This window comes from Bacillus sp. HMSC036E02 (genome assembly GCF_001836235.1).
In the GTDB taxonomy this organism is placed as follows: Bacteria; Bacillota; Bacilli; order Bacillales; family Bacillaceae_G; genus Bacillus_A; species Bacillus_A cereus.
Window position 1 is genome coordinate 200,285 of the sequence record NZ_KV827831.1, and the last position, 22,381, is coordinate 222,665.

The window sequence follows — 22,381 nt, forward strand, 5'->3', positions numbered from 1 at the left end:
ATAAGTACCTCCTAGAAGAATAATAATGTTTTGAAAAGGCTTTCTTACTACATGTTATTATATAGTTAATTAGGTGTACAGACAATAAATATGTTTTGCTACAAAAACGATTTTCTCTATATGCTATAATATAGAAACATATAGCTATAAGGAGATGTACGAAATGATTCCAGTAACAATATTAACTGGTTTTCTTGGATCGGGGAAAACGACATTATTAAATCGTATTTTATCAGAAAATCACGGTAAGAAATTAGCGGTGATTGTAAATGAAATAGGGCAAATTGGCATTGATAATCAGTTGATTATGAATGTGGAAGAAGAAATTATGGAAATGACAAATGGCTGTTTATGCTGTACTGTACGTGAAGACTTACTTGTTGCTTTGAAACAGTTATTGGACGTAAAAGCAGAAGGGAAAATGGATTTTGATGGTTTAGTAATTGAAACGACGGGCCTTGCAAATCCAGGCCCGATTATTCAAACATTCTTTTTAGATCCAGTCATTCAATCTGCTTACCAAATTAACGGTGTTGTAACGGTAGTAGATAGTTATCATATACATAAACATTTTGTAAAAGGATTAGAAGCAAAAGAGCAAATTGCGTTTGCTGATGTCGTTTTAGTAAATAAATTAGATTTAATTGAAGAGAATGAGAAAGAACATCTCTTGCATGAAATTCAAGGAATTAACCCGACTGCAAAGTTAATTGAGGCGACTAACTGTGAGGTAGATATACCATCTTTATTACAAATCCAAACGTTTAAAATGAAAGATACGTTGCAAATTTACCCTCATAAAGAACATAACCACTTAGAAGGTGTGAAATCATTTGTATTACGTGAAGAACGTCCGCTGGATTTACAAAAGCTTAATGAGTGGATGTCAGCTGTCGTTCAAGAGCTAGGGGAATATTTATATCGTTACAAAGGAATTTTATCAATAGATGGAGTAGATAAACGTATCGTTTTCCAAGGTGTACATACGTTATTTGCTGCTTCGTACGATAGAGAGTGGCAAGAGGGCGAAGAGCGAGTAAGTGAAGTAGTTTTTATCGGAAGAGATATTAATAAAGAGTGGTTCCAAGAACATTTCGAGGAGTGTGTGAAATAAGTCTGCGTAAATTGCAGGCTTATTTTTTATGAGCATTCTATTAGATTGCAAAACAGAATTAAATAAGGGGGAGAAACTAAAAATTGATAAATGTATAATAAAAAGCCTGTTTTCACAGGCTTGTATTTTCGTCTATTAGTAACTCCATTACAACACCTACAACTGGACCTTCATCATCAATATCCCCATTTAAGCGGAAACCAAATGATTCATACAGTCCCATTGCAAGTTTGTTGTCTGGATGTAAACTTAAGTAAATTATTTTGCATTCAAATTTTTCTTGTAAGAATTGAATGAGTAAGCGAAGGAAACGTTTTGCGTATCCTTTTCCTTGATATTGTTGGTCAATCATAAAGCGATCGAGCCATACACTTTTATGTTTTACTGAATACCATCCATACATTGCGTATCCTACAAGTGTTTCTCCATCATATAAACCTACTGACGTTCCGTTTCCTTCATATAATGATTCTGCTAAAGAAAACGCGTTACTTTCAATAAATTGTTGCTGATCTTTTGCGACGTCTAAAGCAACTACTGAACGCCAATTTTTTGCTGTTACTTCACAAATGTGAAGATTCATAATTCCAACTCACCTTCTAAATTAATATAGCTTTAAAGCTAATATGGATAATTTTACTTGTTATTTTGGTCAAGTCAAGGATAAATACATAAAAAGGCAGCTGAATAACAAATTCAGCTGCCTAGAAAGTATAATGGATTAGTTTGTTGCTTCTTTCAATGTGTTTACGTTTTCTTCCATTAAAGTAAAGTAATCTTTATTATTTTTTGCATCATCTTCAGAAATAGTAGCTAAGTGATTTAAGCGTAAAACTTTTGTACCAGTTTCTTTTTGAATTACGGATGCTACTTTTGGAGTAGAGAATGTTTCGAATAAAATATATTTTAGGTTATGTTCTTTTACTGTTTTTGTAATGTCAGCAAGCTGCTTTTGAGATGGTTCATCAGAAGCTGAAATTCCAGCGATAGGAATTTGTTTTAGGCCGTATCGTTGTTCCCAGTAACCATAGGCAGCATGAGAAACTAAAATTTCTTTCGTTTTTGCGTTCGCTACAGCTGCCTTAAATCCATCGTCTAAATCAGTAAATTTAGTTTGAAGTGCTGCAAAGTTTTTTTCGAATTCTTGTTTATGTTCAGGTTGTAACTCTACAAGTGCATTTTTAATTTTTTCTGCCTGTTTCATTGCTAGAGTAGGGTCTAACCAAACATGCGGGTCTTTATCGTGATGATGTTCATCTTCTTTATGGCCATCTCCATGATCATGATGCTCTTCTTCAGTAGAAGCACGAAGCTCAATACCTTTAGATGCATTTACAATTTTAACATTTTCTTTTTGTAATGTTTTTTCCATTTTTTCAGCAAATGGTTCTAATTCAGCGCCGTTATAAACAAATAAATCGGCTTTTGCAACTTGTACTGTTTGTTTTTGACTTGGTTCAAATGTATGTGAATCTGCACCAGGTGGGTAAATCGCTTCAACATTTACATAGTCGCCACCGATTTTCTTTGCGAAATCAGCAAGTGGAAAAATCGTTGTATAAACTGTTAGCTTTCCATCTTTCTTGGCATTACTTTCTTTTTTATTTGAGCAGCCAGCGAAAATTAAGGTAAAAATAAGTAAGAATGAAAATATAGTCAATCTTTTAGGCATGAAGTTCTCCTCTTTTCTTTTTTACGGATATATTTTCCCCAATTATAGAAGAAAAATATCATTTTAATACAAAACGGAATAATTACGTTTTAGTTTGCGAACTTAGTATAATACATCTTTAATAAAGTTGCAATAAATAATAATCATTCCGATTTGTTTTTGTTATAAAGTTGTCAAATATAGGTGTATTATTTTTGCAAATGCATGCATATGTGACAACGCTGTTTTCATATATTGAAAAGGAGGTAAAGAGGGGGATGAGCGCTTGGGTTACTTAATGGAAGCTATTTTATTAATATTAGCGGTAGTATTGCCATTATCTTTCGTATTAATTTTTTTAAGAAGATTAATAAGTAATTTAGGGGACGCTACAACAATAACGAAATTACAAGAGAGAGATGAGAAAAAAGAGTGAGTAAAGCACTATGCGTACGCATAGTGTTTTACTTGTGGTAAAATAAGAGCAGGAAACTCCTAAAGGTTGTATTTTACTAAAGGAGAGAAAAGTAAAATAAGAGGTATATGCATATATGAATAAGCGAACAGCGTTAATACTTGGTGCAAGTGGTTTAGTTGGACAAGAGATAACGCGTCTATTACTTGAATCAGATTACTACGATTCGGTTACTATTTTTGTAAGAGAGCCAATGCAATTGCAACATGAGAAGTTACAGCAGAAACAAGTTGATTTTTCGGTATTAGAGGAATATAAAGAGTTCTTTGCTGTGGATGATGTTTTTAGTTGCTTAGGAACAACAATAAAAAAAGCAAAAACAAAAGCAAATTTTAAAAAAGTAGATTATGAATATACGTTACGGGCTGCGTGTTTAGCTGAAAAACAAGGGGTACAAAATTTCCTTGTCGTGTCTTCTATGGGAGCGAATCCTAAATCATTCTTCTTTTATTCACAAGTGAAAGGAAAAATGGAAGAAGAATTGCAAAAGTTAGTGATTGGTGGTATTCACATTTTTAGACCATCATTATTAGTAGGAAATCGACAAGAATTTCGTTTCGGCGAACGAATGGCTGAAAAGTTATCTCGTATTATTCCGTTTATCTTTAAAGGAGCTTTCAAAAAATATAAACCAATTTCAGCTAAAGATGTGGCGAAAGGGATGTATATAACCGCGCTGCGAGAAGAATCGGGTATCCATACTTATAATTCAAATGAAATTACAACGATAGAATAAATAAAACCGAGAAGAATGACTTCTCGGTTTTATTTATTCGTATGAATTTTTCCTGGTGCTCGCTTATATTGGTGAGGTTCTTGCAATTCAAAGCCAAGTTCATTGGCCGCTATTCTCGGAAAATACGGATTGCGAAGTAATTCACGTCCGATGAAAATTAAATCTGCTTCGTTATTATTTAAAATTTGCTCTGCTTGTACTCCGGTCGTAATCAATCCAACTGCACCAGTTGCAATGTTAGCATGCTCTTTAATATGTTTGGCATATTGTACTTGATAACCGGGATACACATCAATATGTGCTGGTACAACTGCGCCAGAACTACAATCGATTAAATCTATTCCCTGTTCTTTCATCCACTTTGTATACTGAACATAATCTTGAACTGTTAACCCGTCAGGATGATAATCATTTGCTGAAATACGGACAAATAACGGCCCGTCCCAAACTTCATTTATCGAGTCAATGATTTCGCGTAAGAAACGATAGCGGTTTTCAGGTGAACCACCATATTCATCAGTCCGCTTATTGGAAAGCGGAGAAAGAAATTCATTAATAAGATAACCGTGAGCACCGTGTATTTCAATAACATCAAATCCAGCTTGTTTTGATCGTACTGCAGCTTGCTGAAAAGCTAATACGGTATCTTTAATTTGGTGTTTGCTCATTTCTATTGGCATTTTCATTGTTTCATTAAATGGAATGGCTGAAGGAGCTAACGCATCTGTTTCTAGTTCTGCTTTTCTTCCGGCGTGAGCGAGTTGAATGGCAGCTTTTGCACCATTATCATGTATAAAAGTAGTCGTTTTATGTAAGCCTTCAATTAAACTGTTATCCCAAATGCCTAAGTCTTTATTTGAAATTCGACCTTCAGGTAACACGGCTGTTGCTTCAATCATAACTAAACCAACTTGACCGGCAGCTCTTGTTCCATAATGAATGAGATGGAAATTCGTTACTTGGCCATCCCCGTTTTCCGATGAATACATGCACATAGGTGACATAACAATCCGGTTTTTTAATGTAACGTCCTTAATTGTATAAGGTGAAAAAAGTTCGGAATTCATCCAATAGCCTCCTAGATTGAATTTTCTTACATTGTATCATTCTCTTTTTTGTTTCTCTAATAAAACGCTTATACGAAAAATTTTGTATATTCGTGTTACAATGACTAATATGAACTGAATTGGAGGATGGCATATGTACCAGGCTTATTATGAAAGCGAAGTAGGTTTGCTTGAAATTACAGCGAATCAAGAAGGAATTACGTCTGTTATATTTGTTGATGAACGACAAGAAGAAAATAAAAATGAAATGATAGAACAATGTATAAATGAGTTAGATGAATATTTTAAAGGGAAAAGAAAAGAGTTTACGGTCCCGCTGTCTGCGGAGGGAACAGCATTTCAAAAAAATGTATGGGATGCACTTTATACTATTCCATACGGCGTAAGTGCTTCATATTTAGATGTTGCAGAGAAAGTTGGAAATACAAAAGCTGTACGGGCAATAGGAGGGGCAAATAGTCGGAATCCAATTTCAATAATTGTTCCATGTCACCGTGTAATAGGAAAGAGTGGAAAGCTTGTTGGATATGCTGGTGGTTTATGGAGGAAAGAGTGGTTATTAAAACACGAAGGTATTTTGAAATGACGTATGGATGGGAAGAGGGATTGTTTTGAAATGTATAAATTGTGGGCAACCTTGCGAGGAGGAACAGTTAAATTGTGCAAGTTGTCAGCGAAACTTGGATAATGAACAAGATGAAGGTAGCTCGTTAATAGATAAAGAACTAGAAGTATATGTAGGGAGACAATATCCGTATTACAAAAGGAAATGGGAACTTGAGAATAAGCGGATTGCTAGGTGGAGTTGGAATGGTTGGGCTGCTATTTTCAATATAGGCTGGCTAGGATATCGTAAGTATTATGTACCAGCTGCTTTATTTATGTTGTTATTAGTAGCGTGTGATGCATTTTCGTATTATATGGGATTTAATGTAGCGTTGCCAATCATTAATATGGTGCCTCTTACGTTTTTATTACTCATTTTTATTCTGTTTGGAATGGGGATTTTTGCAAATGGATTGTACTATCAATTTGCGGAAAGACGTATATACCGAATAAAAGCAAGAGAAATAAAAGATAAATCAGTTGAAAACTATCTAATCAATGATAGCGGCGGAACGAGCAAAATGGGAGCGACAATTGTTACTATTTTAGCAGTTGCCAGCATATTTTTTAGTCATTTCTTTTTTCCGACTGATCGAGACGTTATTCAAAAGGTTCGTACAAGCTCGCTTTATGAATATCCTTTCTTTTCAATAGGTGAATCTTTCGAAAATTATTTTCAAAATTCAGGTTGGATATATTATCGTGGAACGGAAGGGTTAGAATTAGTAGAATTCCAAGGATATAACACCGGAACGCCAAGACAAAAGGTGAAGATTCAATTTGTTGTCGATTATAAATTAGGTGAAGTGGAACCATACTCATTTATGGTTAATGGTGAATCTAAAACTGAAGAAGAGTTTTTGAAGCTGATGGAAGAAATATTTAAAGTTCAAAATCCATTTGATATAGAGGATGGATTACAAGTAAATGCTATTCAAGAAAGCGGCTGGAAAGAAATTTCCGATCGCTTTTTTCTATGTTTGTTAAAATAAATATTTAAAATAATCAGAATCTTTTGTATAATGAAATATATTATATAGGATTTAACTTATACATATAGATTGGGGGAAGGAAGAATGAAGAGAAAGACAACAACAATTGCTGCACTTGCGTTAACGACGAGTGTATTGGTTGCAGGATGTGGGAATGGTGAGAAGGCTTCGACAACGAAGAAAGAATCGAATAAGGGAATGGCAGATAAACAAGTTTTAAATTTGCTAGAAACAGCTGAAATTCCTTCAATGGATACATCTAAATCAACGGATTCTGTATCTTTCCGTGTATTTGTAAATGCAATGGAAGGTTTATATCGTCTAGATAAAGATAATAAACCAACACCAGGTATGGCAAAAGATGTGAAGATTAGTGAAGATAAAAAGACATATACATTTGAATTACGTGATGCGAAATGGTCAAATGGTGATCCAGTTCGAGCACAAGATTTTGTATATGCATGGCAACGTACATTAGACAAAGCAATAGCGGCAGAATATGCATTCATTTTATTTGATGTGAAAAATGCACAGAAAGTAAATAAAGGTGAATTACCATTAGATCAATTGGGTGTTAAAGCGAAGGATGATAAAACGTTGGTAGTAGAATTAGAGCAACCAGCACCTTATTTTCTTGAGCTTACGTCGTTCCCTACATTTTTCCCATTAAATGAAAAATATGTGAAAGAGCAAGGAGATAAATACGGATTAGAAGCAGATAAATTAGTATATAATGGACCATTTACAATGAGTCAATGGAAACATGAACAAAATTATCAGTTAAAGAAAAATCCTAATTATTGGGATAAAGATACTGTAAAGTTAGACGAAATTAATGTAAGTATTGTGAAGGAAACAAGCACGGGAGTAAATTTATATGATAGTGATCAAGCAGATCGAGTTATTTTAACTTCTGAATTTGTTGATAAATATAAAAAGAATAAACCAGATGAATTTAAAACGAAGTTAGACCCGCGTATGTATTTCTTACGCTTTAATCAAAAAAATGCAACATTTAAAAACCAAAAAGTACGTGAAGCGATTGATTTAGCATACGATAAAAAAGGAATTGCTGATGTCATTTTAAATGACGGTTCATTGCCAGCATATTTCTTAGTACCTGAAAAATTCACGACAGGTCCGGATGGAAAAGATTTCCGCTCTGTAAATAAAAACTTCCGTGATAGTAAAGATAACGCAGAGAAAGCAAAAAAATTATGGGAAGAAGCGAAGAAAGAGCTTGGTCAAGATACAATTACGGTTGAATTACTAAACGATGATAACGGTAGCCGTAAAAAAGTAGGCGACTTTATTAAGGAAGAACTAGAGAAAAACTTGCCTGGTATTAAAGTGAATTTGAAACAGCAACCATACAAGCAGAAGCTAGATTTAGAAAAGAAATTCCAATATGAATTCTCATTATCTGCATGGAGCCCTGATTATCCGGATCCAATGACTTATATTGATATGTTTGTTACTGGAAGCTCATTTAATGAAATGGATTATTCTAATCCGAAGTATGATGATTTAGTAGCGAAATCAAAAGGAGAGCTATTAAAAGATGATAAAGCACGCTGGAATGCACTTGCGGAAGCTGAAAAAATCTTAATTGGTCAAGACGCAGCAATTTCTCCTACGTACCAACAAAGTACAGCTTATTTAGAGAAGCCATTTGTAAAAGGCATTGCTAACCATACGTTTGGCGGGGACTTCAGTTATAAATGGGCATATATTACAAAAAAATAGTATAATAAAAGATGAGTGAATTTTCGCTCATCTTTTATTTGTATAAGGAGGAATTATAGTTGTTAAGAGGAATCAATCATATTTGTTTTTCGGTATCTAATTTAGAAAACTCTATTATGTTTTATGAAAAAGTATTAGAAGGAGAATTATTAGTTAAAGGAAGAAAATTAGCTTATTTTAACATATGTGGAGTATGGATAGCGCTTAATGAAGAGACGCATATTCCGAGAAATGAGATTCATCAATCTTATACGCACATTGCATTTTCTGTTGAACAAGAAGACTTTAAATGTCTAATACAGCGATTAGAAGAAAATGATGTTCATATTTTACAAGGAAGAGAACGTGATGTAAGGGATTGCGAATCTATATACTTTGTTGATCCTGACGGTCATAAATTTGAGTTTCACTCAGGGACACTGCAAGACCGTTTAAATTATTATAGAGATGAGAAACCTCATATGACATTTTATTAGGAGGGATAGCATTTGCATGCACTTGTAATTGGTGGAACAGGAATGCTAAAGAAAGTTTCTATGTGGCTTTGTGAGAAACGATTTTATGTTTCTATTATCGGGCGAGATGAAGTGAAATTAGAAAATGTTAAGCGAATGAGTTCTGCACCAGAAAATATTACATGCCTTTCGTTAGATTATTATAATGATGAAGATGTAAAGCTAGCTATTAAAAGTACAATTAAGAAAAATGGCCCGATCACATTAGTTGTTGCATGGGTACACACAAGTGCAAAGCATGCACTATCAAATATTTGTAAAGAACTAGATTTGTCGTCTAAAACATATAGTTTATTTCATATTTTAGGTAATAAAGCATCACGTATGCCTGCACAAAAAATAGGGAGTACGCGATGTATTTATCATAGAATTATTTTAGGGTTTATTTTAGAAGATACATATGGAAGATGGCTTACTCATGAAGAGATAGCTGATGGAGTTATAAAAGGGATTGAAAGTAAACGAGCGGAGTGGATTGTAGGGAGAGTTGAACCGTGGGAATTACGACCAATATGGTGAGGGGGAGTATGAAATGAAAACAACTATATATGTAACAAGGCATGGTGAAACAGAGTGGAATGTAGCGAAGCGAATGCAGGGACGGAAAAATTCTGCTTTAACTGAAAATGGTATAGTTCAGGCGAAACAATTAGGGAATCGAATGAAAGATTTACCAATCCATGCGATTTATAGTAGTCCGAGCGAAAGAACACTTCATACGGCAGAGTTAATAAAGGGGGAACGTGATATACCCATTATAGCGGATGAGCATTTCTATGAAATCAACATGGGTATATGGGAAGGACAAACAATCGCAGATATAGAAAAGCAATTTCCAGAAGAAGTACATCTGTTTTGGAATGAGCCACATCTTTTTCAGGCAACATCAGGCGAAAATTTTGAGGCCGTTTATGAAAGAGTAATTGAAGGTATGCAGCTTCTTTTAGAGAAGCATAAAGGACAAAACATATTGATTGTTTCTCATGCGGCAGCAGCAAAATTACTTGTAGGGCATTTCGCGGGAATTGAAATAGAAAATGTGTGGGATGATCCATTTATGCATAGTGCCAGTTTGAGCATAATAGAATTTGAAGAGGGTATTGGTAAAGTGAAACAATTTGCAGATATAAGTCACTTTCAATAAATGTAAAAAAGGCCGCAAAACGGCCTTTTTTTGGGTGGTATAAAAACTAGCAGTTACGTTTTTTATACCAGAAGTGATCGAATTTCTTATTTTTGCAAGATGGGAATTTATGTCCGCCTTTGCAATCATTCCATTTGTGTCCGCTATCGTGACAGTCTTTACCATGATCACATGAATCATCGCAAGAGTGACCGTGTCTGTTAGGGAAGAATTCGCATTTTTTACAGAAACTTCGTTTTGTCCAGAAAAATTTCTTTTCAAAGCGTATGCATTTTGTAATGAATGTACAATGTTTTCTGCGAGTACGTTTTGTAACTAATACGCATTCTTTTCTACGCGTTACTTTCGTAACGAACGTCCATTTTTGAACACGTACACGTGTACATTTCGTAACAAATGTCCATTTTTTTACATGCGTACATTTTGTAACGAACGTACAATGTTTCACGCGAGTACATCTTGTTCTAGGACATTTACCCCCAGTTGTACATTTACATCCAGTTGTACAATGATGATGAGTGAATTTATCATCATCGCACTCAAATGTACTTGGATCTTGGTGTAAGAAATCCTCCATCCCAGCACTTTTGATTTCTTCGACAGCTTTTCTAATATCACGTTTCATAGAAATCCTCCTTATCATGTATTAAAGTGAAAAGGTATTCTTTTTCCTTAACATGATATGTATGTAGGCATCTTTCTGAACAGGACAAGAGTGTAATTTTATATAAATAGATGATTGCGGATGTATGGACAAGACAAGGCGCATACATTGAATGAAGAGAACTGAGAAGGGATGAGAAAACATGCTGCCTTCATATGATTTTTTTGTTCATCCAATGTACTTAGTGGAATTGAAAAAGGACATTTGGTCAGATAGTCCAGTACCAGCAAAATTGACTTATGGAAAAAAGAAGTATGATATTGATATCGTATACAGAGGAGCTCATATTCGCGAATTTGAGAAAAAGTCTTATCATGTTATGTTTTATAAGCCTAAAAAATTTCAAGGTGCGAAAGAGTTTCATTTGAATTCGGAGTTTATGGATCCGTCTCTCATACGAAATAAATTATCTTTAGATTTTTTTCATGATATTGGTGTACTTTCGCCAAAATCACAACATGTATTTATAAAAATTAATGGTCAAATTCAAGGTGTGTATTTACAGTTAGAATCGGTTGATGAAAATTTTTTGAAAAATAGAGGATTACCGAGTGGTTCTATTTATTATGCGATAGATGATGATGCGAATTTTTCATTAATGAGTGAACGAGATAAAGATGTTAAGACAGAGCTCTTTGCGGGTTATGAATTTAAATATTCGAATAAAAATAGTGAAGAACAGCTGAGTGAATTTGTATTTCAAGCGAATACTTTGACGAGGGAAGCCTATGAAAAAGAGATTGGGAAGTTTCTACATGTAGATAAATATTTACGATGGTTAGCAGGAGTTATTTTTACGCAAAACTTTGATGGTTTTGTTCATAACTATGCACTATATCATAACGATGAAACAAATTTATTTGAAGTTATACCGTGGGATTATGATGCGACTTGGGGGCGAGATGTACAAGGGAGACCGCTTAATCATGAATATATTCGTATTCAAGGTTATAATACGTTGAGTGCAAGATTGCTAGACATACCTGTATTTAGAAAGCAGTATCGAAGTATTTTAGAAGAAATATTAGAAGATCAATTTACAGTTTCGTTTATGAGGCCGAAAGTAGAAGGGTTGTGTGAATTGATTCGTCCATATTTACTACAAGATCCATACATGAAAGAAAAATTAGAAACATTTGATCAAGAGGCTGATATGATTTATGAATATATAAATAAGAGAAGAAAGTATATACAAGACCACTTACATGAATTGGATTAATTTTGAAAGAGATTGAAACGTTATCAATCTCTTTTTTTTTGTATAATAAAGATGTATCAATAAAAATGAAGTAATATATTTGATAGAGAATGGGGATGCGGATATATGACGATTAAATGGATTGATTGGGTAAAACAAATACAATCTATAGCTCAAGCAGGTTTAACGTATTCTAAGGATGTGTATGATATTGAACGTTTCCAGCAATTACGAGATATTTCTATTTCAATGATGTCACATTACACGAAAACAGATTGGGAAATCGTAGAGAAGTTATTTGCAAGTGAGACAGGCTATCAAACACCTAAAGTTGATATAAGAGCGGTTGTTTTTCAAAATGAAAAGTTATTATTTGTGAAAGAAAAAAGCGATGGGAAATGGGCATTGCCAGGTGGATGGGCTGATGTCGGTTATACGCCAACCGAAGTTGCAGCAAAAGAAGTTTTCGAAGAGACTGGTTATGAGGTAGATCATTTTAAGTTACTAGCTATATTTGATAAAGAAAAACATCAACCATCTCCATCGGCGACGCATGTATATAAGATTTTCATTGGATGCGAGATTATTGGTGGAGAAAAGAAAACTAGCATTGAAACAGAAGAGGTGGAGTTTTTTGGTGAAAATGAATTGCCTAATTTATCAATTGCTAGAAATACAGAAGACCAAATTAAAGAGATGTTTGCCTACATGAAAGACCCGCAGAAAGAGAAATTAATAGATTAATCCTGCTTGAATTGTACATATTGTTAAAATGAAGATATTGGCAGATTGCAGCCTTTATGTAATAATGGGATGGTATGTGAAGAAAAAAGGAGATAAAAAAGAACATGTTAGCAAACATAATAGATCAGTTATTGCAATTTTTTGCAAGCTTAGGTTACTTTGGAGTAGCTCTTGCTTTAATGATTGAAGTAATCCCGAGTGAAATTGTACTTTCGTATGCTGGCTTTTTAGTAGCAAATGGTAAAATTAGTTTTGTGGGTGCAGTTATCGCCGGAACGATTGGTGGTACTTTAGCGCAAATCTTTTTATACTGGCTTGGATACTACGGAGGGCGTCCGGTTGTAGAGAAATATGGGAAATATCTACTTATTAATAAACATCATTTAGACATAGCGGAAGGTTGGTTTAAGCGTTATGGAGCAGGCGTAATATTTTCTGCGCGCTTTATCCCAGTAGTGCGTCATGCGATCTCTATTCCAGCAGGACTAGCTAAGATGCCATTAAAACTATTTACACTTTATACGGTTGTAGCGATCATTCCATGGTCAATTCTATTTATATACTTAGGTGAAAAACTTGGTGGGAATTGGCGACAAATTAAAGAGTATGCATCTGATTACACACATTACATAATTATAGGAGCTGTTCTTTTTATTGCTCTATACTTTGGTTTAAAGTATTTCAAAAAGAAAAAAGCAGCGCGTTAAAGTCAATGATAATTCATTGGCTTTTTTTGTTTGTTTCGGTTCTAAAGAAAAGGAGTTGTCCATAATGTGTAATAATAAAGCGTAGCGGAGGAATGTGATGAAAGGGTCACCGTTTATACGTGGAACGATATTTTTAACGATGGCAACGATGATATCAAAAATGTTAGGGTTTATATATGTTATACCATTTACAGCGATGGTCGGTACGAGTGGTTACGTTCTATACACATACGCATATCGTCCTTATACCATCATGCTCAGCATAGCAACAATGGGATTACCGCTAGCTGTTTCAAAGATGGTATCAAAATATGATCAACTGAATGATTATCATACGGTTAAGAGAGTGTTGAAAAGTGGAATCGTGTTTATGTTTATAATGGGAGTCATTTCGTGTTTTACGTTATATATGCTAGCTCCGCATTTAGCTAAACTTGTCATCGATGGGAATGATCAAACGGGGAATAGTGTAGGAGCGGTTACTACTAATATTCGAATTGTAAGTTTTGCGTTAATACTTGTGCCAGTAATGAGTTTATTAAGGGGCTTCTTTCAAGGATTCCAATCGATGGGGCCTTCTGCATTAAGTGTAGTTGTGGAGCAATTTTTTCGGGTTTTAACCATTTTAATAGGAAGCTTTGTTGTTTTATATGTTTTAAAAGCTTCTGTTTCGCTAGCAGTTGGTATTTCAACGTTCGGTGCCTTTATGGGAGCTGTAGGTGGATTAACTGTTTTAAGTGCGTATTATATGAGAAGGAGAAGGCACTTAAAGAAAAAAGAAATGGCAAGTATACCACAAACAACGAAATCTTTTTTCTCGCTTTATAAGGAGCTCTTTACATATTCTATTCCATTTGTTGTAGTAGGCTTAGCAATTCCGTTGTATCAGACGATTGATACATTTACAATTAATAAACTACTTATACAGATAGGGTATATGCAAGGCGAAGCGGAAAAAATTAATGCAATAATTGGCCTTGTTCAAATGGTTGTGCTTATCCCGGTATCCGTTGCGACAGCTTTTAGTATGTCTCTCGTACCAGAGATGACGAAAGCTTATACAGCAGGAAATACGAAGCTATTGTACAAACATTTTACGAGAACAAATGTATTAGTAGTAGCGATTACGGTACCGGCGGCAATTGGAATGATGGTGTTAGCCAAGCCTGTATATACCCTTTTATTTGGTGCTGGAAATGATCCAGAGATGGGGAGAATCATTTTACAGTATTATGCTCCTGCTTGCATACTATTTTCTCTTTTTACAGTAACGGCTGCTATGCTACAAGGAATCAATCAACAGCAGAAGACGGTGCTAGGACTAGTGATTGGAATTATTGTGAAGATAGTTTTAAATATTGTATTGCTTCCGTATTTCGATTATGTAAGTTTTATCATTTCAACATACGCGGGCTATACGATTTCAGTTGGGTTTAACTTGTGGATGCTTTCTAAATATGTTATAAAGGCAACATAAGCTTTTAAGGCAGAGAGCACTCTGTCTTTTTCTATGTTTATCCCGCTCTAACGGGCAGTAAGATCCTCATCTCAAAATTCAGCGAAAGAAAAGAAGTTTGGTTGGGGGCGGGCAGCCCGTAAAAGCCCGATTGGTGAGGGCTGAAAATCAGTGGGGGATGAAGTCCCCACTGATTAAAGTTTCACTTTATAATATTTTTCTTATAAAAACGTTTTCAAAATAATTTTTCTATTGAAATTTAAACGTATGTTTCATATGCTGAGAATGGCGGTTTAAAAACTGTGATTTAAGAGAGGTAGATTCCTACATGTAAAAAGAATCGGGGTGATAGTATGTTAAATATATATTTAACAGACCGAAACGGAAAACTACAAGAGATTGAGGAAATGCAAAAGGGGTGCTGGATTAATGTACTTCATCCAACAGAAGAAGAAATTCAATATCTAGTACAAACTTTAAATGTAGACTTAGATTTCATTAAAGACCCTTTGGATGATGAAGAACGCTCTCGTATTGAAAAGGAAGACAATAATACTTTAATTATCGTCGATATTCCGACAGTTAGACATGACGAAGAAGGAAATTCGATTTATGACACGATTCCAATAGGTATGATTGTGATGCCGGATTGTTTTGTTACAATCTGCTTAGAAGAGAATCCAATTTTTGAACGTTTTATTAATCAACGTATTAAAGAATTTTATACGTTTAAGAAGACGCGCTTTGCACTTCAGCTCTTATATACGATTTCTACTTATTATTTAAGATACTTAAAGCAAATAAATCGAAAAACAATTGATTTAGAGCATCAATTAAATCAGTCAATGAAAAATAAAGAGATTTTCACATTGTTAGGCCTTGAGAAAAGCTTAGTATACTTTACAACGTCATTAAAGGCTAATAAAATTGTAATTCAAAAGTTAATGCGTAATAGTACATTTTTAAAAATGTATGAAGACGATCAAGATTTATTAGAAGATGTATTAATTGAAAATAAACAGGCTATTGAAATGGCGGAAATATATAGTCATATTTTAAGTGGAATGATGAATACTTTTAGCTCCGTTATATCAAATAATTTAAATAGTGTTATGAAACTGTTAACGTCAATTACGATCATTTTATCTTTACCGACGATGGTTTCTAGTTTCTTTGGAATGAACGTAAAGGTTCCGTTTGAAGGAGAAGCCCACGGTTTTGTAATTGTACTCATCATATGTGTAACACTATCTTTCACGTTAGCTTTTGTTTTTTGGAAGAAACGTTACTTTTAAAGATAAGAAAGCTGCTCTAGCATAGTTATACAACTACGCTAGAGCAGCTTTTTTGCTATGAAATCTCAAATTTTGAATAGAATATAACTTGTACAATGTAATGTATATAAAGGGTATGTATTCCATATAAGCCTTGTTCAATTAATGAAATGGGGTTAAAATTACATATTGTTAATGAAAAGTTGGAGGAAATACATCATGGAATTGTTTCAATTACCGAAAGCATTCCTGCAAATGAATACAATTTTTATCTCCATATTGATCGAAGCACTTCCTTTCGTGCTCATTGGTGTATTTATTTCAGGATTCATTCAAATGTTCGTGACAGAAGATATGGTGGCAAAATGGATGCCGAAAAACCGATTTCTGTCTGTTTTATTAGCTACTTTTTTAGGTATGTTGTTTCCGGGCTGTGAATGTGGAATTGTTCCGATTGTAAGACGATTAATTGGAAAAGGTGTTCCACCATACGCAGGGATTGCATTTATGTTAACTGGACCTATTATTAATCCAGTTGTATTATTTGCTACTTATGTTGCCTTTGGGAGTAGTATGCACATGGTATGGTATCGTTCTATTGTAGCGATTATCGTAGCCATTATCGTTGGAATTATATTATCCTTTATGTTTAAAGAACATCAATTAAGAGATGATCACTTCCCAGAAGTGAATAATAAGCGTCCACTGCGTAAAAAAATGTGGGATGTATGTACACACGCTGTTGAGGAATTCTTCTCAATGGGAAAATATTTAGTACTAGGTGCGTTAATTGCAGCAGCGGTACAAACGTTTGTACAAACTTCAACACTTCTTGCTATTGGACAAGGTCCGTTTTCTTCATCAGCTGTTATGATGGGACTTGCTTATATATTATCACTTTGTTCAGAGGCAGATGCATTTATCGCTTCTTCGTTCCAAAGTACGTTTTCAACAGCTTCACTTGTCGCGTTCCTCGTTTACGGACCGATGGTGGATATTAAAAATATGTTTATGATGCTTGCGACATTTAAAACGAAATTTGTAATTGTTGTTATAGTTACAGTTACTCTTGTTGTTTATGCAAGCTCACTACTCATTTATGCGATGGGGTGGTAGGTTATGTTTCGAGCATATATATTATTAGGTTTTACAATATTAATTGCGCAGCTTCATATTTCTGGTAACATTACGAAGTATATCAATATGAAGTATGCCTATTTATCAACAACAGCAGCAATTATTTTAGGTTTCTTAACGATTATACAAATTATCGTCGTTTTCCAAAAAGAGCACCAAAAGGAAAAAGAGAAAAATGATTGCAGTTGCGACCATAGCCATTGCGGGCATGATCATTCAAAAGATGAGAATACATGGTGGAAAAAAGCATTTTCGTACTCATTGTTTTGTTTTCCAATTATCTCAGGGTTATTTTTCCCAATTGCGACGCTAGATTCGGATATTGTTAAAGCGAAGGGCTTTCACTTTCCTGTTGCACAAGCAGAAAGTAAGGATCCATTTATGACAAGACAATTCCTAAGACCTGATACGAGCATTTATTACGGGAAAGAAGGATACCGCGGTGTAATGGAAAAAGGGAAGAAAGAGTTTGTTACGAAAGACAATATTAATTTGAAAGATGAAGACTTCCTAAAGGGTATGGAAACAATTTATAATTATCCTGGCGAGTTTACTGGGAAAAAATTATCTTTTAAAGGGTTTGTTTTTAGAGATGATTCTTCTAAAAAAGAACAATACTTCTTATTCCGTTTCGGTATTATACATTGCGTAGCAGATTCTGGTGTGTATGGTATGTTAGTGAAAAAACCAGAAGGCGTAGAGTGGAATAATGATGACTGGATTCAAGTAGAAGGAGAGATAACTACTGAGTTTTATCAGCCGTTTCATGCGAATATTCCTGTATTAGAAGTAACAAAATGGAATAAAGTTGAACAGCCGAAAGAACAATATGTATTTAGAGGAGCCGATTGATAAAATCGGTTCTTTTTTGTGGACTAAAAGTTCTGAATGTTGTTAATATTAAACGTGTAGTTCATTTAGTATAGTGATTATTGAAATATTAGGGATAGATCATTAAAGGGGTGATAACAATGACAGAAGTAAAGGGGAAAACAGCCAATGAGTCAAGGGTGTTCAAAACGAGCCGAGTCTTCCCAACAGATTTAAATGATCATAACACGCTATTTGGTGGGAAGATATTAGCGGAGATGGATATGGTTGCTTCTATTTCAGCATCCAGACATTCAAGAAAGGAATGTGTCACAGCATCTATGGACTGGGTCGATTTCTTACATCCTGTTCGTTCTTCAGATTGTGTTAGTTATGAATCTTTCGTAATTTGGACGGGAAGAACTTCGATGGAAGTGTTTGTGAAGGTAGTGGCTGAAGATTTAATTTCAGGTGAGAAGCGTATAGCGGCAACGTCATTCGTTACTTTTGTGGCACTTAGTAAGGAAAATAATCCAGTTCCAGTACCGCGTGTTATCCCTGAAACCGAAGAAGAGAAAGAATTACATCGTATTGCTGTGTTACGTGCAGAACAGCGTCATATACGTAAGGCAGAGAGTAAGAAAGTAGCCACATTGTTAACCTTTTGAGATGAATATTTAGCCATTTAAGTTACTATAGCAGTCGGAAATGGTTTTAAAATGAAAAGCGGACACCTAAAAATAGGTGTCCGCTTTTATAGTTTTTTCATCCACATATCATATGACAGTAGCTACTTAGCAGAAGCAAGCAGCACCGACGATGATTAAGAGGATAAATAATACGACTAATAGCGCAAATCCATTACCATGTGCGAAGCCCATTGTTATTTCCTCCTTTTATTTTAAGATACAACATACAATATGCAAATGAGCTATTGTTTGATATGGACATATATCATGCAATGACATATTTTCTTGAATGATAATGTAATAAAAAAGGGAAGATATAGAAATAACAGTAAGTGGAGAAAGGAATTTATCCATGAAGCACTTTTTCGCTATAATCCTTTGTTTAATAGGTGTATTCATTTGGATGAACATCGATGTGGAAATGGGGAAGGAAATGGCTAGTGAATATGAATTAGGACAAGTTCGATTAGGGGAATTTCAACTATATACGAACGGTGAAGAGTTATATAGAAAATTATTTGACGATATAAACGATGCAGAAAAGTATATATATATCCATTTTTATATTGTAGGAAAAGACGAAATAAGCCAAGAGTTTTTACAGTTATTAGAGAAAAAAGCATCTAGCGGAGTAGAAGTGAAATTGTCAGTCGATCGGGTAGGCGGATATAAGCTGAAGAAAAAGGTAATTAGCCGATTAAAAGAAAACGGTGTGAAGTTTACATTTAGTAAAAAACCGAAACTGAAAAATATGTTCTATTCTTTGCATCAACGAAATCATAGACGTATTGTTACGATAGATGGAAAGGTATCATACGTCGGTGGCTTTAATATCGGAAAGGAGTACCTTGGACAAAATCCAAAGTTTGGGCCATGGCGTGATTATCACGTGCGTATCCATGGTGAGGGTGCAGCGGATATGGAAAGAAAGTTCGCCGAAGATTGGAAAGAAGATACAGGAGAAAAAATGCCTATACATGAAAGTATACCTACATTAGGGAATGTGAAATATCAATATTTATTTTCAAATGGAAAAGGCTTATGGGAAAAATATGGAGCACTATTAAAGCAGGCTAAAAAGTCTTTAATTATCGCTACACCATATTTTGTACCAAGTAAAGAAATGGTGAAAGAGTTAAAAGCTGCATTAAATCGTGGTGTTAATGTGAAAATTCTCGTGCCATTTAAAAGTGATGCCATATTGTTAAAACAAGCTGCCTATCCATATTTGAAAGATATGTTACATGCTGGAGCGGAGATTTATCAATATCGAAATGGATTTTTTCATGGGAAAGTAACAATCATTGATGGAGAAATTGTTGATATTGGGACAGCGAATTTTGATAATAGAAGTTTTTATTTAAATTGCGAGTCTAACTGTATCATATATGATAAAACCGTTGTTGATGAAGTATGGAGTCGATTACAGGTAGACTTTCATAAATCAAAACGATTTTCTGAAGAAGATTTTGAGAAAATTAGTAGATGGGATTGGTTTTTAGCAAGAATAGCGAATGTTTTAGCATCATATTTATAGTATATGGGCAAAAGAGAAGGGAGGCGCTTTAATGGACTGTATGAAAGAATTAATGAGATATAGTTATATGCTAATATACAAGGTTGGAGAGTATGCTGGAAAGGTCAGAGACGAAGAATTAAAAAATCTATTACAGCACCATTTACCATATATGTTACAAGCATATAATGAACAAGTAAATTTTCAAGAAGGAGAGAATGTGCAGCATATAACCTGTGAAACAACGGAGTTTGATTTGCATGAAATGGAAAAGGAAACAGTTAGTAAATATACAGGGGATATTCATATTGCAACCAGTTATATTGCGCACTTGAAACGATTAGCTTTAAAGTTTGCTCAAGTTGCAGTGGAAGTTGCTAATCCAGAGTTTCGCTCATTTTTGGAAAATTGTTTCCTGAAAATGAACCGTTACGCTTATAGTGTGTGGCAATATGTTATGAAGAAGGAATATAAGATTACACATCTATATGAAAATGAAAAGTTTGCATGAGAAACTAAGGCGAAATGGTATGCGCCTTAGTTTTTTTACGTCCATTGAGAGAAAAAACTAGTTTTATTGTGTATCGATTGGAAATGAAATAAAATCAGGTTTTGTTATCAGAAGATTTACAAAAATTTACCGTATATTTACTGTTTTTCAATCTCTCCTTTAAAAATAGAGAGTAATATGAGGTTGTACATATTCTATCACAAGGAGGAAACGCAAATGAATAAATGGGTTAAATCATTAACTGCTATGGCACTTGCAAGTTCTTTATTAATGGTAGGTTGTAGTAAAGGTGAGGACAAGAAGAAAGAAGACGACACAACAACACAACAAGAGGATAAAAAGGATAAAGAAACAAGCGGAACCGAGAAGTCTACTGATTCTAAAGAAAAGAAATAAAGTAATAATAAAGCTTCCTCTCATATATGAGGAAGCTTTTTTGTTGTAAATTGACTGAGATTATTGAAAAATAGAAAGAGAATGAAAGAGGGGGAAAACAAATGAAAGTATGTATATTGGGAGCAACAGGACGAGTAGGTTCAAACATAATTAATTTAGCATTAAAGGATTCAGCTGAAGTGACTGCATTAGCGCGTGATTTAAATAGAATAGAAATACAACATGAAAGGCTACGAGTGATAGAAGGTAATGTATTGAACGAAAATGATATAAAGAAAGTGATAGAAGGAAGCGATATAGTAATTAGTACACTTGGAACGGATCAAAATGGAACATTAGGGAAGAGTATGCCACAAATCATTAAGCAAATGGAAGAAGAAGGGGTTCGTAGAATCATAACAATAGGAACAGCTGGTATTTTACAAGCAAGAACAAATCTAAATTTATATCGTTTTCAATCAACGGAATCAAAAAGGAAAACGACAACGGCAGCGGAAGATCATTTGGCTGCATATAAAGTACTAAGTAATAGTAATAATTTATGTTGGACAGTTGTTTGTCCGACACATTTAATAGATGGTGAGGCGACAGAGGTATATCGAACTGAAAAAGATATATTGCCAGAGGGTGGATCAAAAATTACAGTGGGTGATACAGCACACTTTGCATGGGATCTATGTAAGAAAAACATATATGAAAATAGTCGAGTAGGTATTGCATATTAAAAAACCATCCCGAAGTCGGGATGGTTAAAAGATGATATAACACAAGAAGATGATAATCATAATGATTTGGAGAATTGCTTTCGCTACTGTACTGCTTAAAAAACCAACTACAGTAGCGACTCCAACTAGAAAGGCATCTTTTGGCGCTTTTTTATGCACTAGTTCTGTTATAAATACTGATAAGAACGGTATGATAATAAGTCCGAATGGTGGGAAGAAGAACGATCCGACAATGATAGAAATCATTCCGACACGTTCGCCCCATTTAGAACTACCGTATTTTTTTAAGAAATATCCATTTGCAATAAAATCAGCAACGAAAATGAAAAGAGTGAAAATGACTTGAATAATCCAAAAAGAAGTTGTTAATTCGCCTCCATTTATACCGAAATGGTAAATCAAATATCCAGCCCAGACAGCTAGTATGCCAGGGATAATTGGATAAATAAAGGCGAGAAATGAAACAATGAAACAGGCAATGATACAAATTGTTAATAAAACAGTCACT

The 22,381-nt window shown here is 34.4% G+C and carries 27 protein-coding genes; 21 read left to right on the forward strand and 6 right to left on the reverse strand.

The annotated features are described in order from the left end of the window. Positions 1–163: 163 nt before the first annotated feature. The gene (locus HMPREF2590_RS10350) at positions 164–1,114 is read left to right on the forward strand and encodes a CobW family GTP-binding protein (protein ID WP_000613430.1); all 951 of its coding nucleotides are present in this window, start codon (positions 164–166) and stop codon (positions 1,112–1,114) included. Positions 1,115–1,226: 112 nt separating this feature from the next. Here the strand turns inward: HMPREF2590_RS10350 and HMPREF2590_RS10355 are convergent, their stop codons facing one another. Together HMPREF2590_RS10355 and HMPREF2590_RS10360 are read right to left on the reverse strand one after the other, a co-directional pair. Beyond that, positions 1,227–1,697 carry a GNAT family N-acetyltransferase gene (locus HMPREF2590_RS10355; protein ID WP_001048677.1) on the reverse strand — a complete coding sequence of 157 codons (471 nt, stop codon included), beginning with the start codon at positions 1,695–1,697 and terminating at the stop codon, positions 1,227–1,229. A 138-nt stretch (positions 1,698–1,835) separates the two neighbouring features. Then, entirely contained in the window at positions 1,836–2,786 is a 951-nt protein-coding gene (locus tag HMPREF2590_RS10360) for a metal ABC transporter substrate-binding protein (RefSeq protein WP_001126151.1), read from the reverse strand. A 265-nt stretch (positions 2,787–3,051) separates the two neighbouring features. Here HMPREF2590_RS10360 and HMPREF2590_RS30310 point away from each other — a divergent pair, with 265 nt between their 5' ends. After that, positions 3,052–3,201, forward strand: coding sequence for a hypothetical protein (locus tag HMPREF2590_RS30310; RefSeq protein ID WP_000540932.1), 150 nt, complete (start codon positions 3,052–3,054; stop codon positions 3,199–3,201). Positions 3,202–3,316: 115 nt separating this feature from the next. Next, positions 3,317–3,976 carry an oxidoreductase gene (locus HMPREF2590_RS10370; RefSeq protein WP_001042736.1) on the forward strand — a complete coding sequence of 220 codons (660 nt, stop codon included), beginning with the start codon at positions 3,317–3,319 and terminating at the stop codon, positions 3,974–3,976. A 29-nt stretch (positions 3,977–4,005) separates the two neighbouring features. On the opposite strand, the gene namA is transcribed toward HMPREF2590_RS10370, so the two are convergent. Beyond that, positions 4,006–5,043, reverse strand: coding sequence for an NADPH dehydrogenase NamA (gene namA, locus HMPREF2590_RS10375; RefSeq protein ID WP_001083647.1), 1,038 nt, complete (start codon positions 5,041–5,043; stop codon positions 4,006–4,008). Between the two features lie 133 nt (positions 5,044–5,176). On the opposite strand from namA, the gene HMPREF2590_RS10380 reads away from it, so the two are divergent. The 6 genes from HMPREF2590_RS10380 (at position 5,177) to HMPREF2590_RS10405 (ending at position 10,046) form a co-directional block, all read left to right on the forward strand. After that, positions 5,177–5,629 carry a methylated-DNA--[protein]-cysteine S-methyltransferase gene (locus HMPREF2590_RS10380; RefSeq protein ID WP_000283915.1) on the forward strand — a complete coding sequence of 151 codons (453 nt, stop codon included), beginning with the start codon at positions 5,177–5,179 and terminating at the stop codon, positions 5,627–5,629. Between the two features lie 7 nt (positions 5,630–5,636). Beyond that, positions 5,637–6,641, forward strand: coding sequence for a DUF2628 domain-containing protein (locus HMPREF2590_RS10385; protein ID WP_002196418.1), 1,005 nt, complete (start codon positions 5,637–5,639; stop codon positions 6,639–6,641). An 84-nt stretch (positions 6,642–6,725) separates the two neighbouring features. Further along, positions 6,726–8,387: a peptide ABC transporter substrate-binding protein gene (locus HMPREF2590_RS10390; protein ID WP_000824274.1), complete on the forward strand. Its 1,662-nt coding sequence runs from the start codon at positions 6,726–6,728 to the stop codon at positions 8,385–8,387. Between the two features lie 59 nt (positions 8,388–8,446). Next, positions 8,447–8,863 (forward strand): FosBx1 family fosfomycin resistance bacillithiol transferase, encoded by a 417-nt coding sequence (gene fosB / locus HMPREF2590_RS10395; RefSeq protein ID WP_000943769.1) that lies wholly within the window; start codon positions 8,447–8,449, stop codon positions 8,861–8,863. Between the two features lie 12 nt (positions 8,864–8,875). After that, the gene (locus HMPREF2590_RS10400; RefSeq protein ID WP_000543128.1) at positions 8,876–9,421 is read left to right on the forward strand and encodes a short-chain dehydrogenase; all 546 of its coding nucleotides are present in this window, start codon (positions 8,876–8,878) and stop codon (positions 9,419–9,421) included. 13 nt (positions 9,422–9,434) lie between these two features. Further along, positions 9,435–10,046, forward strand: a complete 612-nt coding sequence (locus HMPREF2590_RS10405) for a phosphoserine phosphatase 1 (RefSeq protein WP_000858825.1) — start codon at positions 9,435–9,437, stop codon at positions 10,044–10,046. Between the two features lie 46 nt (positions 10,047–10,092). Here HMPREF2590_RS10405 and exsB read toward each other — a convergent pair whose 3' ends face one another. Next, positions 10,093–10,671, reverse strand: a complete 579-nt coding sequence (exsB, locus tag HMPREF2590_RS10410; RefSeq protein ID WP_000817498.1) for an exosporium protein ExsB — start codon at positions 10,669–10,671, stop codon at positions 10,093–10,095. 181 nt (positions 10,672–10,852) lie between these two features. Between exsB and cotH the strand changes: the two genes are divergently transcribed. The 8 genes from cotH (at position 10,853) to HMPREF2590_RS10450 (ending at position 18,704) form a co-directional block, all read left to right on the forward strand. Continuing rightward, the gene (cotH, locus tag HMPREF2590_RS10415; protein WP_000937999.1) at positions 10,853–11,929 is read left to right on the forward strand and encodes a spore coat protein CotH; all 1,077 of its coding nucleotides are present in this window, start codon (positions 10,853–10,855) and stop codon (positions 11,927–11,929) included. Positions 11,930–12,034: 105 nt separating this feature from the next. Then, positions 12,035–12,652: an NUDIX hydrolase N-terminal domain-containing protein gene (locus HMPREF2590_RS10420; RefSeq protein WP_000153576.1), complete on the forward strand. Its 618-nt coding sequence runs from the start codon at positions 12,035–12,037 to the stop codon at positions 12,650–12,652. A 104-nt stretch (positions 12,653–12,756) separates the two neighbouring features. Further along, a complete protein-coding gene (gene uptA, locus HMPREF2590_RS10425; protein WP_000880691.1) occupies positions 12,757–13,359 on the forward strand; it encodes an undecaprenyl phosphate transporter UptA in 603 nt (200 codons plus the stop codon). A 97-nt stretch (positions 13,360–13,456) separates the two neighbouring features. Then, the gene (locus HMPREF2590_RS10430) at positions 13,457–14,836 is read left to right on the forward strand and encodes a putative polysaccharide biosynthesis protein (RefSeq protein ID WP_000678847.1); all 1,380 of its coding nucleotides are present in this window, start codon (positions 13,457–13,459) and stop codon (positions 14,834–14,836) included. Positions 14,837–15,168: 332 nt separating this feature from the next. After that, entirely contained in the window at positions 15,169–16,110 is a 942-nt protein-coding gene (locus HMPREF2590_RS10435; protein ID WP_000932389.1) for a magnesium transporter CorA family protein, read from the forward strand. 198 nt (positions 16,111–16,308) lie between these two features. Further along, complete coding sequence (locus HMPREF2590_RS10440) at positions 16,309–17,205, forward strand: permease (RefSeq protein WP_000418716.1); 897 nt, start codon at positions 16,309–16,311, stop codon at positions 17,203–17,205. 3 nt (positions 17,206–17,208) lie between these two features. Continuing rightward, positions 17,209–18,078 (forward strand): TIGR03943 family putative permease subunit, encoded by an 870-nt coding sequence (locus HMPREF2590_RS10445; RefSeq protein ID WP_000488043.1) that lies wholly within the window; start codon positions 17,209–17,211, stop codon positions 18,076–18,078. 119 nt (positions 18,079–18,197) lie between these two features. Continuing rightward, a complete protein-coding gene (locus HMPREF2590_RS10450; protein ID WP_000141164.1) occupies positions 18,198–18,704 on the forward strand; it encodes an acyl-CoA thioesterase in 507 nt (168 codons plus the stop codon). Between the two features lie 126 nt (positions 18,705–18,830). Here HMPREF2590_RS10450 and HMPREF2590_RS28710 read toward each other — a convergent pair whose 3' ends face one another. Beyond that, the gene (locus tag HMPREF2590_RS28710) at positions 18,831–18,917 is read right to left on the reverse strand and encodes a YjcZ family sporulation protein (RefSeq protein ID WP_000505094.1); all 87 of its coding nucleotides are present in this window, start codon (positions 18,915–18,917) and stop codon (positions 18,831–18,833) included. Between the two features lie 160 nt (positions 18,918–19,077). Here HMPREF2590_RS28710 and cls point away from each other — a divergent pair, with 160 nt between their 5' ends. The 4 genes from cls (at position 19,078) to HMPREF2590_RS10470 (ending at position 21,873) form a co-directional block, all read left to right on the forward strand. After that, on the forward strand, positions 19,078–20,262 hold the full coding sequence (gene cls, locus HMPREF2590_RS10455) for a cardiolipin synthase (protein WP_002004934.1): 1,185 nt from the start codon (positions 19,078–19,080) through the stop codon (positions 20,260–20,262). A gap of 31 nt (positions 20,263–20,293) precedes the next feature. Next, a complete protein-coding gene (locus HMPREF2590_RS10460) occupies positions 20,294–20,752 on the forward strand; it encodes a spore coat protein (RefSeq protein WP_000340542.1) in 459 nt (152 codons plus the stop codon). Between the two features lie 216 nt (positions 20,753–20,968). Next, positions 20,969–21,148, forward strand: coding sequence for a hypothetical protein (locus HMPREF2590_RS10465; protein WP_001045960.1), 180 nt, complete (start codon positions 20,969–20,971; stop codon positions 21,146–21,148). A 101-nt stretch (positions 21,149–21,249) separates the two neighbouring features. Continuing rightward, the gene (locus tag HMPREF2590_RS10470) at positions 21,250–21,873 is read left to right on the forward strand and encodes an NAD(P)-dependent oxidoreductase (RefSeq protein WP_000861655.1); all 624 of its coding nucleotides are present in this window, start codon (positions 21,250–21,252) and stop codon (positions 21,871–21,873) included. A gap of 24 nt (positions 21,874–21,897) precedes the next feature. On the opposite strand, the gene HMPREF2590_RS10475 is transcribed toward HMPREF2590_RS10470, so the two are convergent. Next, positions 21,898–22,380 (reverse strand): DUF456 domain-containing protein, encoded by a 483-nt coding sequence (locus HMPREF2590_RS10475; RefSeq protein ID WP_000217334.1) that lies wholly within the window; start codon positions 22,378–22,380, stop codon positions 21,898–21,900. Position 22,381: the final 1 nt, after the last annotated feature.

Excerpts from the sequence above, each read along its gene's own strand:
- HMPREF2590_RS10355 (WP_001048677.1), bottom strand. The coding sequence starts at position 1,697 with ATGAATCTTCACATTTGTGAAGTAACAGCAAAAAATTGGCGTTCAGTA.
- HMPREF2590_RS10370 (WP_001042736.1), top strand. The coding sequence starts at position 3,317 with ATGAATAAGCGAACAGCGTTAATACTTGGTGCAAGTGGTTTAGTTGGA.
- cls (WP_002004934.1), top strand. The coding sequence starts at position 19,078 with ATGAAGCACTTTTTCGCTATAATCCTTTGTTTAATAGGTGTATTCATT.
- HMPREF2590_RS10450 (WP_000141164.1), top strand. The coding sequence starts at position 18,198 with ATGACAGAAGTAAAGGGGAAAACAGCCAATGAGTCAAGGGTGTTCAAA.
- HMPREF2590_RS10470 (WP_000861655.1), top strand. The coding sequence starts at position 21,250 with ATGAAAGTATGTATATTGGGAGCAACAGGACGAGTAGGTTCAAACATA.
- HMPREF2590_RS10360 (WP_001126151.1), bottom strand. The coding sequence starts at position 2,786 with ATGCCTAAAAGATTGACTATATTTTCATTCTTACTTATTTTTACCTTA.
- HMPREF2590_RS10405 (WP_000858825.1), top strand. The coding sequence starts at position 9,435 with ATGAAAACAACTATATATGTAACAAGGCATGGTGAAACAGAGTGGAAT.
- HMPREF2590_RS10390 (WP_000824274.1), top strand. The coding sequence starts at position 6,726 with ATGAAGAGAAAGACAACAACAATTGCTGCACTTGCGTTAACGACGAGT.
- HMPREF2590_RS28710 (WP_000505094.1), bottom strand. The coding sequence starts at position 18,917 with ATGGGCTTCGCACATGGTAATGGATTTGCGCTATTAGTCGTATTATTT.
- HMPREF2590_RS10440 (WP_000418716.1), top strand. The coding sequence starts at position 16,309 with ATGGAATTGTTTCAATTACCGAAAGCATTCCTGCAAATGAATACAATT.
- namA (WP_001083647.1), bottom strand. The coding sequence starts at position 5,043 with ATGAATTCCGAACTTTTTTCACCTTATACAATTAAGGACGTTACATTA.
- HMPREF2590_RS10380 (WP_000283915.1), top strand. The coding sequence starts at position 5,177 with ATGTACCAGGCTTATTATGAAAGCGAAGTAGGTTTGCTTGAAATTACA.
- cotH (WP_000937999.1), top strand. The coding sequence starts at position 10,853 with ATGCTGCCTTCATATGATTTTTTTGTTCATCCAATGTACTTAGTGGAA.
- uptA (WP_000880691.1), top strand. The coding sequence starts at position 12,757 with ATGTTAGCAAACATAATAGATCAGTTATTGCAATTTTTTGCAAGCTTA.
- HMPREF2590_RS10385 (WP_002196418.1), top strand. The coding sequence starts at position 5,637 with ATGGGAAGAGGGATTGTTTTGAAATGTATAAATTGTGGGCAACCTTGC.
- HMPREF2590_RS10465 (WP_001045960.1), top strand. The coding sequence starts at position 20,969 with ATGAATAAATGGGTTAAATCATTAACTGCTATGGCACTTGCAAGTTCT.
- HMPREF2590_RS10460 (WP_000340542.1), top strand. The coding sequence starts at position 20,294 with ATGGACTGTATGAAAGAATTAATGAGATATAGTTATATGCTAATATAC.
- HMPREF2590_RS10445 (WP_000488043.1), top strand. The coding sequence starts at position 17,209 with ATGTTTCGAGCATATATATTATTAGGTTTTACAATATTAATTGCGCAG.
- HMPREF2590_RS10420 (WP_000153576.1), top strand. The coding sequence starts at position 12,035 with ATGACGATTAAATGGATTGATTGGGTAAAACAAATACAATCTATAGCT.
- HMPREF2590_RS10430 (WP_000678847.1), top strand. The coding sequence starts at position 13,457 with ATGAAAGGGTCACCGTTTATACGTGGAACGATATTTTTAACGATGGCA.
- exsB (WP_000817498.1), bottom strand. The coding sequence starts at position 10,671 with ATGAAACGTGATATTAGAAAAGCTGTCGAAGAAATCAAAAGTGCTGGG.
- HMPREF2590_RS10350 (WP_000613430.1), top strand. The coding sequence starts at position 164 with ATGATTCCAGTAACAATATTAACTGGTTTTCTTGGATCGGGGAAAACG.
- HMPREF2590_RS10435 (WP_000932389.1), top strand. The coding sequence starts at position 15,169 with ATGTTAAATATATATTTAACAGACCGAAACGGAAAACTACAAGAGATT.